The sequence below is a fragment of the Chryseobacterium sp. POL2 genome (assembly GCF_011058315.1).
GTDB lineage: Bacteria > Bacteroidota > Bacteroidia > Flavobacteriales > Weeksellaceae > Soonwooa.
Genome location: NZ_CP049298.1, coordinates 2293201 through 2309663 on the forward strand (window position 1 = coordinate 2293201; position 16463 = coordinate 2309663).

The following is a 16463-nucleotide window of genomic DNA, read 5'->3' on the forward strand; positions in this document are numbered from 1 at the left end:
AAAAATATGACCGCTTCTTAATTAGAAGCGGTTTTTTTTCTTAAAATACCAAGTATTTTCCAGCCGAGATTATCTACTTTTTTTAGAATTTCAGCAATGACAACAGCTAGACCGATATTAACTGCGTAAACTAGAATTAATAACAAAACCCAATTAAGATCTTCTTTTAAAGGAACGACTAAAAAGTAAATTAAAGACGAACTGATTCCTTGTGAAAAATAAAAGAAAATAGCGTTGTTTCCAATGTAGGTTAAGAAGTTTTGTTTGTTGATTTTCAATCGGTTATATCCAACGAATAAAGTTACAACTGCAAACATTGTCCAAATAATATAAGGCAATTTCGGCGGGAATTTATTTTTATTCAGTTTATAAAAAATCTCAGTTCCGTAGTAAGAAAACATTCCTACCAAAGCTAAAGCGACGATGCCATAAAGCACAGGAATCATTTTCGTTGGGATTTTTTTTCCACGCATCTGGTGCGCGATTAAAAACACCGCAAGATAAAATGCCACATAACCAACTTGTCCACTAGGATAATATTGAGGGAATAAATTGAAAATCAGTGTTAAAACAACACAAAGCGCGATAAACCAGTTGATATGTTTTGGAAAGAACTTTAAAATTAAAACGCCAAAAACAGTGAGGATATAATAAACTTTAAGATACCAAAAACTTCCCATTACCACGGGGAAAGTGTCTGCATTCGTATATTGGTGAAGATACCAATTGCCCAAATTCTGCCATTGTGGATCGCTAGAAATATTCTGTGGAACATACTTTCCTCCAAAGGTTGAATAAAAATCTTTTAGCCAGTCCATTGAGAAAAATGTGAGCCCAAAAACTTTAAAGAAATAATCCATAAAGAACAGAAAAGTCACAAAAATCATGTAAGTAACTTGCAACTTCAGCAGTCTGTAAAAGGTCTTTTCGATATTGGCGCCAGAAGTTATTCCACTCAAGGCATAAAACAAGATTACATCAAAAAACAACGACATCACACGAACTTCTGTTGGTACATAAAACTGACCCGACCAAAATACCGTATGGATAAAAATAACAGAAAGCGTTGCAAAACCTTTTGCAAAATCAATATATAAATCTCTTTTCATTAAAAATGCTATATATTAAAAATTAAAATACGACTAATTTTAGCCAACAATATACAACAGAATTGGCTTTTATTAAGATTATTTCACAAACATTTAATTTTTGAGCCTCGAATCTTATCCGTAATTTTGGGAGTTAATTTTTTAGAATGTCAGACATAATTCAACTTTTGCCAGATCACGTTGCTAACCAGATTGCCGCCGGAGAAGTGGTGCAACGGCCTGCGTCTATTGTTAAAGAATTGATGGAGAATGCTATAGATGCTGGCGCTAGCAAAATCGAATTAATTGTTCGCGATGCAGGAAAAAATCTGATCCAAGTTGTTGACAATGGCGGTGGAATGTCCGATACCGATGCCAGATTGGCGTTCGAAAGACATGCTACTTCAAAAATAAGAAGTACCGAAGATATTTTTAAAATCGCTACCAAAGGTTTTCGTGGAGAGGCTTTGGCATCGATTGCTGCCGTGGCGCAAGTAGAGCTCCGAACCAAACAAAAAGATACAGCCGTAGGAACAAATATCTATATTGAAGGCGGCGAACTACAATTTCAAGAGCCGATACAGACTGCGGAAGGGTCTAATTTTTTAATTAAAAATTTGTTTTTCAATGTTCCTGCTAGACGCAAGTTTTTGAAAAATGATAATATAGAATTCCGTCATATTATTGACGAATTTCAGCGCGTTGCTTTAGCGCATGAAAATGTAGAATTCGAAATGTTCCATAATGACGAGCCTATTTTTCGTTTGCGAAAAGGCGGGCAAATGCAGCGTATCGTGGAAGTTTTTGGAAGAAAAATACAACCACTTTTAATTCCCATAAAAGAAGACCTTGGCTGGGTAAGGCTTAACGGATTTGTGGCAAAACCCGAAGGTGCCAAAAAAACCAGAGGCGAACAATTTTTCTTTGTCAACGGAAGATACTTCAGAAGTCCTTATCTCAGCAAAGCGGTACAGGAAGCTTTTGAAGGCCTTTTGCAGCCTGGTTATATTCCGAGCTTTTTCTTGTTTTTAGAGCTTGATCCTGAGAAAATTGACGTTAATATTCATCCCCAAAAAACGGAAGTGAAATTTGAGGACGAAGCATTGATTTTTGCGTTGCTGAGATCAACAATTAAAAAAGCTTTAGGGATTTATAATATTGCGCCAAGTTTAGATTTTGACAGAGATCCTGCGATGGACGCTTTTTTCCAGGCACAACCGAGTAAAGCGAATCTTGAATCTGGAAGTTCTTCTTTTTCCAAAAATGTAAAGGTTGACAGAAGTTTTAATCCTTTCACATCCGAGAAGCCTTCGACAATAGAAAGTCTTAATCTTTCCGAAATGTACAATGCGGCAATACCAAGCGCGGAACCTTCGAAAATTAATCTTTTTGAGGACGATGATGATGACTTGGAAGAAGATCTTTTCCGACTTCCGAATGCCTATTGGCTTTTCAATAAAGAAGGAAAAACTTTTATGCTGGATTTGGGACGTATTCATCGGGTGATTTTGCAATCGCAACAAAAAGAATTTAAACCTAACAAAAATGGGCAACATTTGCTTTTTTCCATTGAATATCATCTCAACGAAATCGAAAAAAATAAATATAAATCCATTAAAAAATATTTGCCAGCTTTAGGTTTTGACATGATTCTTGCACAAGAGAATGTTTTGAGAATTAATGCAGTGCCAGAAGGTTTGAAAGAATCTGCTGTTGTAGGATTTTTAGAAAAAATATTTGAAATTTTAGAATACCGAACCGAAGATGAGTTTATGAATTTTTACCAAGATCAATGGTTAAAAGTCCATAGCAAATCGAAGTTTGATTTTATATACAAAACCGAAGTAGAACAGCTTATAAAAGATTTTATCGAGCTAGGATTTCCACAATATACCGTTACAGGAAAGAAATGTTTTGAGGAAATTCCGTTTGATGATTTTAAAAATAAATTTTAATTTATGTTTCAGAATATTACCCCGATAACCAAAAATATTATCATTATCAATGTTGTAGTTTTTGTGCTTGTATCGCTTGCTGGCAATTACGGATTACAAATTGGAAATTGGCTAGCTGGTTATTTTCCATTGTCTCCCAATTTCAGATCTTGGCAAATTATCACACACATGTTTATGCATGGCGGGATTATGCATATTGCTTTTAATATGTTAACCTTGTTAAGTTTTGGACCTGTTTTGGAACAAGTTTTGGGTGGGAAAAAATTTACAATTTTGTATTTCTTAGCTGGTCTAGGTGGATTTGCGTTGTATAATATTATTAACATGGTTGAGGCTTTCCAGATTACCCAATTTTTGAAAGACAATGACTATAACATCAACGAAGTCTATAAGTATGCAACATTGGGCTATGTTGGAGAAATGCCAATTAGCTCCAATAATCCAAGTGTTCTGGAAAAAGCCCAAAGTTTATTCAATTTGTTAAGAACGCCTATGGTAGGTGCATCGGGTGCGATATTCGGAGTTGTTGCGGCTTTTTCTACTTTGTTTCCAAATGCCAAACTCATGTTCATGTTTATTCCAGCGCCTATTAAAGCTAAGTATCTTTTGCCAATTATTATTTTGGGTTCTATATTTTTAGGAATTGGACAATTCAGTTGGGATAATGTCGCGCACTTTGCCCACATTGGCGGTGCTATTGTAGGCTACCTTTATATCAGACATTGGAAAAAAAACAATAATTATATTGGCGGTTAATGAAGTTTTTTAATTTCATTTTAAGTTTATTGCATTTACTGATAACGCTGATGTTATTGGCATGTCTTGCCAATGCTTACATTTCGCCTAGCCAATTATCATTATTAAATCTTCTCTCTTTGGGCTTTCCGGTTTTAATGATTCTGAATGTTTTATTATGCATTTATTGGATTATTTTATTTAAAAAAAGAGCGATTTTATTTTTAGTGATTTCCATATTTTTTATCACGCCAACACGCCGTTGGATCAACTATTCCCCAGAGAAAAAAGACAAGTCTGACTTTAGCATGATGACTTTCAACATCAAAAACGGAACCATGGGAAAAGAAGATGTGGAACGTTATATCAACGAGAAAGACGTAGATCTTGTCTTTTTGCAAGAAGCATCATTAGAACTTAATCTTCCTAATTATCCATATAAAGTCGACCAATTTTCACAAATAAGATGTTATTCGAAATTTCCAATAGAAAAATTTGAGGATATTAAAACCCAAGTCGATATTGGCAATAGTTTTTATGCGGATATTAAAATCGGATCTAAGACGATTCGTTTTGTGAATATCTATATGGAGCCTTTCCAAATCGATAAACAAATGGTGCGACCAACACGTTCGATGGACGAAAACGAAGCTAAAGCCAAAAGTTTGGTTAGAAAGATGTTGCCTATTTTTAAAGAACATCAAATACAAATGCAGAATACAATGGCTTATGTAGATAATTCGCCTCATCCGGTCGTGTTTGTAGGTGATTTTAATGCGGTGCCTAACTCTTATGAATATTATACCGCTTCCAAAAACCTGAAAGATTCTTTCCTAGAAGCAGGAATCGGCAGCGGGACAAGCTTTCATGAGTTTAAATTTCCAATAAAAATTGATCATATCTTCACGTCAAAATCTATAAAAACTTTAAATTATAAAGTGGATAGAAGTGTTCATGTTTCGGATCATTTTCCAGTTTTAGCCAGTTTTAAATTTCAGGATAGCTTATGAAAAATCTAATGTTGCTAATATTCTTAATCGCCGCTTCTTGTTCAAAAAAAGCTCCAGAAACAACAATGTCGGAGAAGCCCGAAGTTTTGGATTATGATACAACCGCAATCGACTCTTTCGCGCCTGGAGCAACACCAGCGAATATGCTTCCAAAAGTTATCAAGGTAAAAGATAGTGCAAAAGAAGCTAAAAAGAAAGTACTCGAAGCTCAAATAAAAGAACTCGAAAAAAAGGAACTCGAAAAAAAGAAAGCTGAAGAAAAGCAAAAAACAAAAGATAAAGAAAAGCAAAAAGCTTTGGAAACCTCACTTCCAACTGAACAATCAGCAATATAAAAAAAGCTGTCTAATAAATTTAGGCAGCTTTTCTATTTCTTTTTTACAGTTGCATTTGTATGCTCTCTGTTGCAGGCTGAGCTTGTATTTGTCGCATTTTTGGCGAAGCCTCAATGTTATTATTTTTTCCTGGACGAACAGGTCGTCGCGGTTGATTTTCTTTTTTACCCTGATCTAATAATTCGTTGTTGTCCGTTGGCGTTGTTTCCGGATTGGTCGGTGCTAAAGCTTTACCCTCACCGTCTGTAAGTTCCAATTTGACATCGCTTTTCAGATGTTTCAAAAGTTCTTTAGCTTTTATTCCTTCAGGTGTTTTGGCATAATTCAGAACGATTTGCTCTAGCTGAAGAATCATGATTTCTTTGCCCGCAGATTTTCCTGCATTGTAAGCATTTAGTAAATAAAACTTCGGAATCAAAGCGTCCTTTTTATTGTCTTCAATGGCTTTGTGGATGAGGTTTGTAGAAGCTTGGTATTTCCCATCTATATGAAGTTGGTAGGCTTCTTCGTACAATTTTTGAACTTCTTCTGACGATTTATTAAAATTTTTGTCCCTCGGGTTTTTCACAAATTCGGCGTAAGAAGTATATGGATATTTTTCTAAAATTAAATTCTTAGCACGTTCAGCTGCTTGTGGATTTTTTTCATAATTAATTACAAAAGCTTGATAAAGGGCTTTCAGTTCTGTGTCTTCATCGGTTTTAGAATCAACAAGGTCGTAAAGCGTTTTGGTTGCTAATTTAGAATTTCCGAAGAAGTTTTCAAACATTATTCCCAGACCTAGACTTGCTGTATCTCTATCTTTTTTAAGCTTAGCAATTTCGGATGTTTTGGTCGGGATTTTTTCGGTGTAGAAACTTGGTTCAAAACGGCGTGGATCTGGTGCTGCGCTAATTCCCAAAGCATCATTTTTAAGATCTTCAATCGTTTGAGATTTTGCAGAATAACGCCAATTGTCAGCTAGTGTTCTGTTGCCCCAAATTTGTTTAAAGTTATTTTCTCCTCGCGGAATATTGTTGGTATTAGCAAAATAAAATGTGCTCTTGTTTTCGCCGCCCATGTTGATGTCTCCGAAGGTTCCGCCGCCAGAATTGGCAAACATCGAATTAGCATTATAATCGCCCGTGTCAAAACCTTTGGAACGTTCTGCTCTTTTTCTTTCGAGCTCTTCTGCAGCTTCTTTTGCTTTTAGTTTGTCGATATGTTTTGTGAAATAAGCGTCTTGTTGTTCTTTTGTCATGTTAGTCAACGCAAGAATACTATCGTTTTTCTTGATCAAATAGTAGTTTTTTGACAGCTTTTTGATGTTGGTGGTTAGCTCTGTCAAACGTTGTTTTTCTGGAGCGTATGTCATTACCGCCAATGCACTGTCGTAGTAAGCGCCCGCTGTTAAGTAATCATCTTCTTCAAAATATTTTTTTCCAATTTGTGAGAATGCTAGACCTCGGATTTGTGGATCGGATACTTTTTCTGAAATCGATTTTCTAAACAAAGAGTCTGCGTCTTTTCCTTGTTTCGCATTCTGAGCCAAAAGTCCCATGGCGTAATACAATTCGTTTTTACGAGAGGCATAAGTTCCTTTTTTAGAAATCTTTTCTAAATAAGCCATTGCATCGGCATAGCTGTCATTAGAAGTGTCAAAAGTTTTAGCGATTTGGATTTGCGTTTTCACTTCAAATTCATAATCGTATGCATATTTGTAAGCAGTTGTAAAAGAATCTCTTGCGTCTTGTTTTTGTCCCAGTTCCGACAAGATTTGGCCTCGCAAATAAGCGATTCTACTTTTAATTTTACGTGTTTTATTGTACTCGAATGCTTCTTCTAATTCTTTAATCGCATCATTTTTTTTGCCCCATTTTAGTAACATTTCCGAATAGAAGATGCTTAAAGTTCTTTTTTCTTCTTTGTTAAGTTTTTCCTCTTTAAGTTCCGCAAATAGTTTATCGGCTTTTTGATAATCTTTAAGTTTTGCATACAGTTGAGCCTGATAAATTCTTGCTGTATTAATGCGTTTGTGTTTTGGCATATTGTTAAAAATATAACCTAAAGTGTCCAAAGCCTCAAGATATTTGTTTTGATACAATCTAGATTTTGTCAACAACATATAAGCGTCGAACATATAAGAATTCTTCTCAACACCATTTACCAATACCGAGTTTTTAGAAATCGTTTTTATCGCTTTGGCTTCAGCAATTTGTAGAATTGTTGCACCTTTTGTAGAGTTTGGCCTTGTGGTCGTACTGCTGAAACCAGAGTTGGAATTGGCATTGGGTGAGCCTGGACCTTTAGCGGTGCCCAAGTCGCTCATTGGATTTCCTGCACCAAAACTGGTAACTTCCGAGGCAATATCTTCGGTTGTTAAAATGGGAATATAGGGTTCGTAAAAGTTGTCTTTGAAACTTTTTGTACGGTTTTGCATTTCTGTGTTGAAGGCTTCCTTACTATTAAACATGGTATTGTAATAGGTCGAGAAACGGTTCATGGGGCCACTCTTCGTTTTCTTTTTACGAGGATTACAAGAGGCAACAGCAAAGATAGAAAGTATAATTAGGGCGAATTTTCTCATTTAAGTAGATAACTTGCTAAAGGGCAATTTATTATTTAAAATATTAATTTTTGTAAAAATAATGTTTTTCTTTTTAAGAATCGGTGTTAAATTAACAAATCAACTCACAGGAAAGTATTTTGATAAATATTGATAAACCCAATGTGTCGGCAATCCCATAATGCTGTAATAGCTTCCTTTGATCTCGGCAATTTTTGCCATACCCATCCACTCTTGTATGCCATAGCTTCCCGCTTTATCAAATGGTTTGAAGTTTTTAATGTAAAAACTAATTTCCTCTTCAGATATTTCGTGAAAGCTAACATCAGCACAATCGGTTTCTACAATAGTTTCCGAAGTGGTTTTAATGCATATCGCGGTATATACCTGATGCGTTTTTCCTGAAAGTTTTGATAACATTTCAAAAGCTTTTTCTTCGGACTTTGGTTTTAATAAAATCTCATTGTCCAACGCAACGATGGTATCAGAAGTTAATAATATTTCGTCATCTTTTAATTCCAGATAGGCTTCAGCTTTTGTTTTGGCAACATAGGCTGCAATATCTTTGGTGTTTAAAGTTTCCGAATAAGATTCGTCACAATTTATTTTCACAACTTCAAAAGGAAAACCTATAGATTTTAACAATTCTTGACGTCTAGGAGATGCCGAGGCTAGTAACAATTTCATCTTAAGTGGATTTGGTGTCATCATCGAGATGCCAACGATTTTGTATTTTCATAACCTGTTCTATGACATCACGTACGGCGCCTTTGCCTCCTTCTATAGGAGAAATGTAATTGGCAATTTCTTTAACTTCGGGAACGGCATTGGCGGGCGCTGCAGCAATAGCAACTTGCTTCATGATTCCAATATCTGGAATGTCGTCGCCCATCATAAGAACTTTGTCGTCATCTATGAGATATTTTAGTTTAAAATCTGCGTAATCTGACAGCTTATGTGCCGATTTGGGATAATAATCTTTGATGCCCAAATATTCTATCCTGTTGCGAACCATAGGATCGTCGCCGCCTGTAATAACTGCGATTTTGTAACCTGCTTTTATGGCTTTTACTACAGCATAGCCATCGAGAACATTCATGACACGTGCCATGCTTTTGTCTGGCAAAAGGTAAACGCTACCATCTGTGAATACGCCATCGACGTCAAACACGAAAGCGCGGATATTTTTTAGTTTTTCTAAATAACTCATTTTATAAAAAAATCCCTTTTAGTAAGGGATTATAAAAATAGTAAATATTGGCGAATATAAATGTTTTAGCTTAAGGGAACAAACTCGGCTCTATCGGATTGTTATTATTTTTGATGTTTTCGCGCTGGGTTTTTTCCATACTGCGGATGATTTCATTAGGATCGCTAATTTCCTTTCCATTAATATTAAGTTTCATCTTAACATTGCCTTGTCCCAACGTTTGGCGCATATCTTTAACAGGATCATTTTTATATTCTTTCCAAAGTTGTAAGAATTTCGCTTCATTAACATCTATGGATTTGTCATTGCTACCTCCGATGATGACCATCGTTCTGCTAGAAGTCGTGTTGTCTGCACTTTCTTTAATTTCGACGTCATCGAATTTTTTAATGCCCGAAAATTTATAAATATGCGTTTTGGTCGCGTCTTCCATTTCTAATATTAATCCTGGAAGCCCAGAGAATTTATAAGGCCCATCTTGGAAAGGAAGCTCTTGGGTGAACCAAGCCGTCCAACTTCTTCCACCGAAATCCGTTGTTGCTTTTTGAACAGTGAATTTGTCAATTTTTTTTGTTTCAGAATCTATTTTCCAAACAATAGGTTTTTCATTCTTTATAGCGTAATTGTTTCTATTAATTGGCATTTTAAGAACGATATCAAAATTAGGATAAGATTTGGTGACCTGATATTTTACCAAGCCGGGATTTGTCCCGCGAAAGTTGATGTTGATACTTCCAGATGCACGCATTTTTTTGAAATAATCATCACGGAGCGAGTCGGACAAAAATTGTTTCTGGCTATAAAACTTGCTGCCATCTTTTCGAATGTCAAGAAAGACGATTTCTTTTTTGATGCTGTCTTTTTGATTGATGTTTGGAACGAATTGATAATCGTAAGCAATGCGTGTCCCTTGCCCATACATTATGGTGGCAAAGAATAAAAATAAGATGTGGATGTTTTTCATGACTAAGAAATTAGTGATACGAATGTAAAAAATATTCCGCAATCTTTCAGCGAAATATTTTATTTTTTTAAAAAGTTTTATTTAAAATTGAATTTTACTGTAAACATAAACTGACTAGGTCTTATGTACATTTGGTTGGTGGTAATCAATTGTTGAGCAACATCTACGTTAACCGTTTCATAGATTTTTCGGTCAGCGATGTTAAGCCATTTAAGTTCAAAATCGATTTTCTTTTTCACCCAAGTGTATTGGTAAGATACATCAAAAAATGAGTTTCTAAAATTTTGTCCATTCGCTTTTGTTGTCAAATCGTACCAGAAAAATCCAAATGTATGATTTTCGGAAGGGTAGATGTAGGTGCTTAGATTATGATTCCAACCGCTAGTTTTCACCATTGTATTTGTCGATTTGTTAGTGTTTTTATTCCAGTTAAGATTAATATTATAATCCACACTTAACCATGAGAAATACGCATTGTTAAATTTGATACCCATGGATTGTCTGTTGTTGGTAGATTCTCTAAAATCGCTATTAAAATAAGAGAACGCGTTAGAATCTGTATTGCTCGCAGATACCGATATATTCGATTTGAATTTTGGGAAATATTTTCCAATTTCGGCACCTTCTGTTTGGCTTTTGGTTGTGTTTTCTTGAGAAATAATTTTAAGTTCCGATGCAAAACCATTGGTAATATAAGATTCTATCAAATTTTTCTCATTGTTGGAATAATTATATCGAACATTGAAGAATAAATTGTTCAACGGATTTCGGTACTCCAAACGAGAGCCTAAAGTTCTTGTAAGATACTCAGGCATTTTGATGTCATCAGAATAGCGAACATTAAGACTGGTTGGGCTGGTTAACATTTTACCACCGTACAAAAATCCGAAGTTTCCAAAATTATAGTTTTGATTGGCAAATCCCCAAATTTTGAAGAAGGATGCAAACTCATAATTCGCAAATAAGCTAGGCTCGAAAACAGTTTTTGACTGGTCCAAATATTTGTTTCTAATGTTGTCACGATAAGTGATTCCATAAAAATTAAGCGGTAAAGTCAAATTAAAATTGAAATTTTGAGATTTAAAATTAACCCCAATTTGTGTGTAAGGTTGGATTTCGTTCCACTCCATATCATTACTCATGTCGTTTCCTAGAAATTCATTTCTTCCGCCAAGTTGCCCATTAATCGCTGAAGTCAACGTGTTGAAGTTCATATTCAAACCAACTTCCGGCGTGAAAGTCCATTTTTTGTAACTGAATCCAACCGATGCCGAATGGTCAACTTCAATCGTTTTGGAAGTAGCATATTGTGTGATTTTGTCATAATCCCCGAATCCAAAATCTTTAAGATAATCGCCCGCTACAACGCTCATGTTTTGTTTGTCTTTTTGATATTTAACATAACTCATCACATTGAAAAGCTTTTCTTTCCAAGGGATAATTGTGCTCAAAGAGTTTTGGAAAGTCCCAGTAGGAGAGTCTAAAGATTCGTTAGCATATTTATGAATGGGTGATGATGTGTTTTTCAAAGGCGGAAGATAGTTATCAACCGTTGCGCGGTCTGTGTTCCAGAAGCTGTTCCAAGTTGTCGTGTTTTTAAAAAAGCCTTTTTTAGCATTTTTCGTAAAAATCAATTCACCTTTTGCAACATTGTCATAAAAACGATTGTTGGTGCTTGACGTAAATGTACCACCCATTTCTACCGATGGCGAGCCAACTTCATAGACTTTAACTTGGTAATCTTCACGTTTGATGCTGTTGTTGGTATAAGATGCGTTTGCCTTTAGTTCCCATTCTTTATTTTTGAAAGGGCTTGTCAAAAGATTTGCAGAGAAGAAATGAACATTGTTCAGAAGATATCTTTTTTCACCAATATTTGGCGTTCCTGCAGTTTCTATATTAGTCCAAGATTTCGGAGAGGCTTGCGAGCGTCGGCCTTCCCAACGACTTCCGAAGGATAGCATGTTGCCTTCTTTCTCGACAGTTTCCCCATTGTTGTTGGCTTTGTAGTTGACTACCCATTGGTTTTTTTGTCCAAAAAACATGGGTGTTAACTTAACATTCCACAAAAGAGGACTGAAACCTGCGCCAACTTCACCGCGGCCTGTCATAGTCACCGATTTTTTTAGTTTAATATTAAGTGCAGCGTTTTCTGATGGGACTTTGTCTTCTAATATTTTTACTGGTTGATGGTTTTCTAAGACTTCAACTCTTGCGACAGCATCTTTTGGCAACGAGTTATTAATTGTCCCATAGCCGCCTTCCATAAGGTCTTTACCGTTAACATAGAATTTGTTAATTGGCTCACCTTGATAAAGTACGCTTCCATCTTTGTTAACCTCTATACCGGGCATTTTTTTCAGAACATCCGCAAGACTCCTGTCGGATTTATTTTCAAAAGCTTTGATATCGTAAGATATGGTATCGCCTTTTTTGGTGATTAATTTGGTTTTAATTTTTACTTCTTCAATTTCTGTTGTTTCACTAGATAAAGAAAAGTTTTGAGTTTGGTCGGCATTGTTAACTGTTTTGTTGACAGATTTTTGATTAAAAGCCTTTACTTTTAAAATTACATTGCTTTCCGAAGAATTAAAAACAATTTTGTAATCGCCTTTTGCATTAGAAATAGCAAATGCCAGAATTGCATTTTTTCCAGGTTCCTCAATGGTTACACTTGCGCTTGGCAAAGCTTTACCGCTAGAATCTGTAATGGTACCGCTAATTGTTTTTTGTGCTAAAACTAAAGATGTACAACTAAAAACTAAAATTAAACTAAGTAGATTTTTCATATAAAAAATGTATCACTAAACAATTAGTAGATGAATTAAAAAAATGTTACAAAATCTTTGACAAATTTTTTGCTAAAAGTTAAAAGTAAAGAAGTTGAAATAAATGACTCCGTTTTTTCTGATGATAGAAAAAATAATACGTATTGATTTTTTTTACAAATATATTTTTGAGCTCACTCCATAAAAAATTAATAATTTTGTAACATAATAGTTAAGTGACATGGGAATCATTCTGAAACCAATTGATGTTGTTGAAGACATTACAAAAGAAGACTTTGAAGAAAAATATTTGAAACCGCGTAAGCCTGTGGTTATTAAGAATATGGCAAAAAATTGGGCCGCATACAAAAAATGGACGATGGATTATATGAAGCAAGCCGTTGGCGATGTTGACGTACCTTTGTATGACAGTTCCAAAGCAGATCCTGCTGCGCCAATTAACGCTTCGGCCGCCAATATGAAATTTGGGGACTACATTGACCTTATCGAAAAAGAGCCAACAGATTTAAGAATTTTCTTATTTGACCCAATAAAACACGCGCCAAAATTATTAGATGATTATGTTTTTCCAAAAGATCTAATGGGAGGATTTTTGGATAAATACCCCAACATGTTTTTTGGAGGAAAAGGTTCTGTAACTTTTTTACATTATGATATCGATATGGCGCATATCTTCCACACGCATTTTAATGGAAGAAAGCACATCTTGCTTTTCGATTACAAGTGGAAAGATAGATTGTATCAAATTCCATATGCGACTTACGCCTTGGAAGATTATGATATCGAAAATCCAGATTTCAAAAACTTCCCAGCACTAGACGGTGTAGAAGGCATAGAATGTTATCTTGAGCATGGTGACACATTGTTTATGCCGACAGGTTGGTGGCATTGGATGAAATATCTAGATGGCAGTTTCTCCATTTCTTTAAGAGCTTGGGATAAAAGTTGGGGGGTGAAAGCGCACAGCCTTTGGAATCTTACTGTACAAAGAAGTTTTGACAATTTTATGAAGAAAAATTTCAAAGTAAAATACATGACTTGGAAAGAGAAAAAAGCTGTGGAAAGAGCGAACATCGCTTTGAAAAGAGGTTTACCGAAAAAATAAGATTAAAGATTGATAAAATAGCAACTCCCAATTAATTTTAATTGGGAGTTGCTATTTTTATGTTTTAAAAACTGAGGTTAAACGACTCCTTGAGCTAGCATTGCCTCGGCAACTTTTACGAAACCAGCAATGTTTGCACCTTTTACGTAATTGACGTAGCCATCAGCTTCTTTACCATAATCTCGACAAGCTTTGTGAATACCAATCATGATTTCCTTAAGACGTGCATCAACTTCTTCTGAAGTCCAGTTAAGACGGATAGAGTTTTGTGTCATTTCTAAACCAGAAGTGGCAACACCTCCAGCATTAGACGCTTTTCCTGGAGAAAACAATACTTTACTCTCTAAGAAATAATTAATAGCCTCCAAAGTTGATGGCATATTTGCCGCTTCGGTGACGCACATACAGCCGTTTGCGACAAGTTTTTTTGCATCTTCAAGATCCAATTCATTTTGAGTGGCAGCAGGGATGGCAACATCACACTTTACTTCCCAAGGACGCTTTCCTGCGAAGAATTTTGCTTTAGGATATTTTTTGAGATAATCTTCTGCGCGGTTATTTCCAGAAGCTCTTAGCGCTAATAAATAATCTATTTTTTCACCAGAAATACCTTCTTCGTCATAAATATAGCCGTCTGGTCCAGAGATGGTAACTGTTTTTCCGCCAAGCTCGTCAATCTTTTTGATAACGCCCCATGATACATTTCCGAATCCAGAAACGCAAACCGTTTTTCCTTTAAGATCTTGGTTGATGGTTTTAAGCATTTGCTCGGTAAAATATACAACACCGAAACCTGTTGCTTCAGGACGAATCAAAGATCCTCCATATGCCAAACCTTTACCAGTTAATACACCTGTGAATTCGTTTCTAATACGTTTATACTGTCCAAAAAGATAACCAATTTCTCGTGCACCAACACCAATATCACCAGCAGGCACGTCGGTTTCAGGGCCAATATGCTTACATAATTCGGTCATGAAGGATTGACAAAAACGCATCACTTCCATATCAGATTTCCCTTGTGGATCGAAGTCGGAACCTCCTTTTCCTCCGCCCATTGGCAGGGTTGTCAAGGAGTTTTTGAAAACTTGCTCGAAAGCTAAAAACTTAAGGACACTTAGATTAACCGTCGGATGAAATCTAATTCCACCTTTGTATGGTCCAATAGCAGAATTCATCTGGATTCGGAAACCTCTATTAACTTGGATTTCTCCATTGTCATCTACCCATGGTACACGGAAAATAATGGCGCGCTCTGGCTCTGCCATCCTTTCTAACAGCTTCATACCGTGGTATTGTGGCTTGGTTGCAATGAAAGGAATTACCGTTATTGCAACTTCTTTTACCGCTTGGATAAATTCGGGTTCGTTTGGATTTTTAGCCTCAATTTTGGCGATAAAATCCTTGATCTGTTGGTCGATTTCGTGTTGCTCCATAAAGCTGTATTGTTATGTAACAAATTTAATTTTATTTTCAAAAAAGCAAAACTTTTATTGGATTTTTTTTATGATTTTGAGCTTAAACTAAAATTTTTCTTAATGTTTTCATAAAATGCTTTTCTTTTTAAAAATTTAGAACTAAAATTAAAATTTTGTTGTCAAGTTAACAATTTGTTACTAAGTTATACTGGTGTAATTTTTACCAGAATGTGATTTAATATATCCTAAAAGCTCCATTTCCAATAAGATTGATAAAAGTTCTTGTGGGTTTTTTTGTGTTTCTGAAAGCAAATCGTCAAACGAAATACTCATTTTGTCATGAATAAAATTATAAATATTCTGATGAATTGGATTGTTGATGTTCATCGGAATAATTTGAGTGAAAAGATTTGTAGTATTAGATTGATTTGGACTACAATTTTGTACTAAATCTGCCACCGAATGTATAATTTGGGCTTTGTTTTGAGAAATCAAAAGATTACAGCCTTGGCTGTATTTGTCATTTAATTTTCCAGAAAGTGCGTAGACATCGCGGTTGTAGTCATTTGCAAAGTTGGCAGTATTCATCGACCCACCGCCAAAAGCGGATTCTACAATGATGGTTTGCTGAGAAAATCCTGCAATAATCCGATTCCGTTGCAGAAAGTTTTCGCGATCTGGTTTGGATTTCGACGTGTATTCTGAAATGATAGCACCGCCATTTTCGATAATTCGGTTGGCAAGAACTTGATGTTTTGAAGGATAAATCATGTGTAAACCATGTGCTAAAACAGCAAGTGTCGGAATGTTAAGCGCTAAAGATTTTTCATGAACATGGGCATCAACGCCATAGGCTAAACCGCTAACGGTCGCCATTTGGCTAGATGGAAGTTCCGTTAGAAAGTCATTAATAAATTGTTTTCCGTAGCTTGTCATGTTGCGTGTCCCGACAATGCTGATGTATTTAGCTTGTGGAAGTTGGCCTTTAACAAACAAAATACTCGGCGCATCGGGACATTCTTTTAATAAAAATGGATAATCTGCATCTTGAATAGTTAGTGCTGTAATATTATTTTGTTCACAAAACTCAAGCTCTTTGGTGGCGAAATCGAGATGTTTTTGGTTGCCTATTTCTTCTGTACGTTTGTTACCAATGCCGAATATTTGTTTTAGTGTGGATTTGGGAAGATTCCAAACTTGTTCTGCAGAACCGAATTCCTCTACCAATTTGCGATAATTAAGATTTCCAAGTTGATGGCAATTTTGTAGGGCAATGGCATATAGATGTTCGGTTTTCATATTTGATTTT

General features: G+C 35.6%; 13 protein-coding genes. 5 read left to right on the forward strand and 8 right to left on the reverse strand.

The features are described 5' to 3' along the window. Window positions 1-17 precede the first annotated feature (17 nt). A complete protein-coding gene (locus G6R40_RS10710; protein ID WP_165135152.1) occupies window positions 18-1109 on the reverse strand; it encodes an acyltransferase family protein in 1092 nt (363 codons plus the stop codon). A 146-nt stretch (window positions 1110-1255) separates the two neighbouring features. Between G6R40_RS10710 and mutL the strand changes: the two genes are divergently transcribed. Genes mutL through G6R40_RS10730 form a run of 4 tightly spaced genes read left to right on the forward strand, consistent with a single transcriptional unit; the run spans window position 1256 to window position 5123 of the window. After that, entirely contained in the window at window positions 1256-3043 is a 1788-nt protein-coding gene (mutL, locus tag G6R40_RS10715; protein WP_165135155.1) for a DNA mismatch repair endonuclease MutL, read from the forward strand. Between the two features lie 3 nt (window positions 3044-3046). Then, window positions 3047-3799 carry a rhomboid family intramembrane serine protease gene (locus G6R40_RS10720; RefSeq protein ID WP_165135158.1) on the forward strand — a complete coding sequence of 251 codons (753 nt, stop codon included), beginning with the start codon at window positions 3047-3049 and terminating at the stop codon, window positions 3797-3799. Further along, complete coding sequence (locus tag G6R40_RS10725; protein ID WP_165135161.1) at window positions 3799-4788, forward strand: endonuclease/exonuclease/phosphatase family protein; 990 nt, start codon at window positions 3799-3801, stop codon at window positions 4786-4788. The genes G6R40_RS10720 and G6R40_RS10725 overlap by 1 nt, the downstream gene beginning before the upstream one ends. Then, window positions 4785-5123, forward strand: a complete 339-nt coding sequence (locus tag G6R40_RS10730; RefSeq protein ID WP_165135164.1) for a hypothetical protein — start codon at window positions 4785-4787, stop codon at window positions 5121-5123. Before G6R40_RS10725 ends, G6R40_RS10730 begins: the two co-directional genes overlap by 4 nt. A gap of 43 nt (window positions 5124-5166) precedes the next feature. On the opposite strand, the gene G6R40_RS10735 is transcribed toward G6R40_RS10730, so the two are convergent. The 5 genes from G6R40_RS10735 to G6R40_RS10755 form a co-directional block, all read right to left on the reverse strand. Further along, window positions 5167-7689, reverse strand: coding sequence for a tetratricopeptide repeat protein (locus G6R40_RS10735; protein ID WP_228455846.1), 2523 nt, complete (start codon window positions 7687-7689; stop codon window positions 5167-5169). A 99-nt stretch (window positions 7690-7788) separates the two neighbouring features. Continuing rightward, a complete protein-coding gene (locus G6R40_RS10740; RefSeq protein ID WP_165135170.1) occupies window positions 7789-8355 on the reverse strand; it encodes a Maf family protein in 567 nt (188 codons plus the stop codon). A gap of 1 nt (window position 8356) precedes the next feature. Further along, window positions 8357-8878, reverse strand: coding sequence for a KdsC family phosphatase (locus tag G6R40_RS10745; protein WP_165135173.1), 522 nt, complete (start codon window positions 8876-8878; stop codon window positions 8357-8359). Between the two features lie 70 nt (window positions 8879-8948). Continuing rightward, window positions 8949-9842: a GLPGLI family protein gene (locus G6R40_RS10750; RefSeq protein WP_165135176.1), complete on the reverse strand. Its 894-nt coding sequence runs from the start codon at window positions 9840-9842 to the stop codon at window positions 8949-8951. 77 nt (window positions 9843-9919) lie between these two features. Continuing rightward, window positions 9920-12631, reverse strand: coding sequence for a Plug and carboxypeptidase regulatory-like domain-containing protein (locus G6R40_RS10755; RefSeq protein WP_165135179.1), 2712 nt, complete (start codon window positions 12629-12631; stop codon window positions 9920-9922). A 220-nt stretch (window positions 12632-12851) separates the two neighbouring features. On the opposite strand from G6R40_RS10755, the gene G6R40_RS10760 reads away from it, so the two are divergent. After that, window positions 12852-13736 carry a cupin-like domain-containing protein gene (locus tag G6R40_RS10760; protein WP_165135182.1) on the forward strand — a complete coding sequence of 295 codons (885 nt, stop codon included), beginning with the start codon at window positions 12852-12854 and terminating at the stop codon, window positions 13734-13736. A gap of 77 nt (window positions 13737-13813) precedes the next feature. Here G6R40_RS10760 and gdhA read toward each other — a convergent pair whose 3' ends face one another. Then, on the reverse strand, window positions 13814-15172 hold the full coding sequence (gene gdhA / locus G6R40_RS10765) for an NADP-specific glutamate dehydrogenase (protein WP_165135185.1): 1359 nt from the start codon (window positions 15170-15172) through the stop codon (window positions 13814-13816). 180 nt (window positions 15173-15352) lie between these two features. Further along, window positions 15353-16453, reverse strand: coding sequence for a DNA-processing protein DprA (dprA, locus tag G6R40_RS10770; protein ID WP_165135188.1), 1101 nt, complete (start codon window positions 16451-16453; stop codon window positions 15353-15355). Window positions 16454-16463 lie beyond the last annotated feature (10 nt).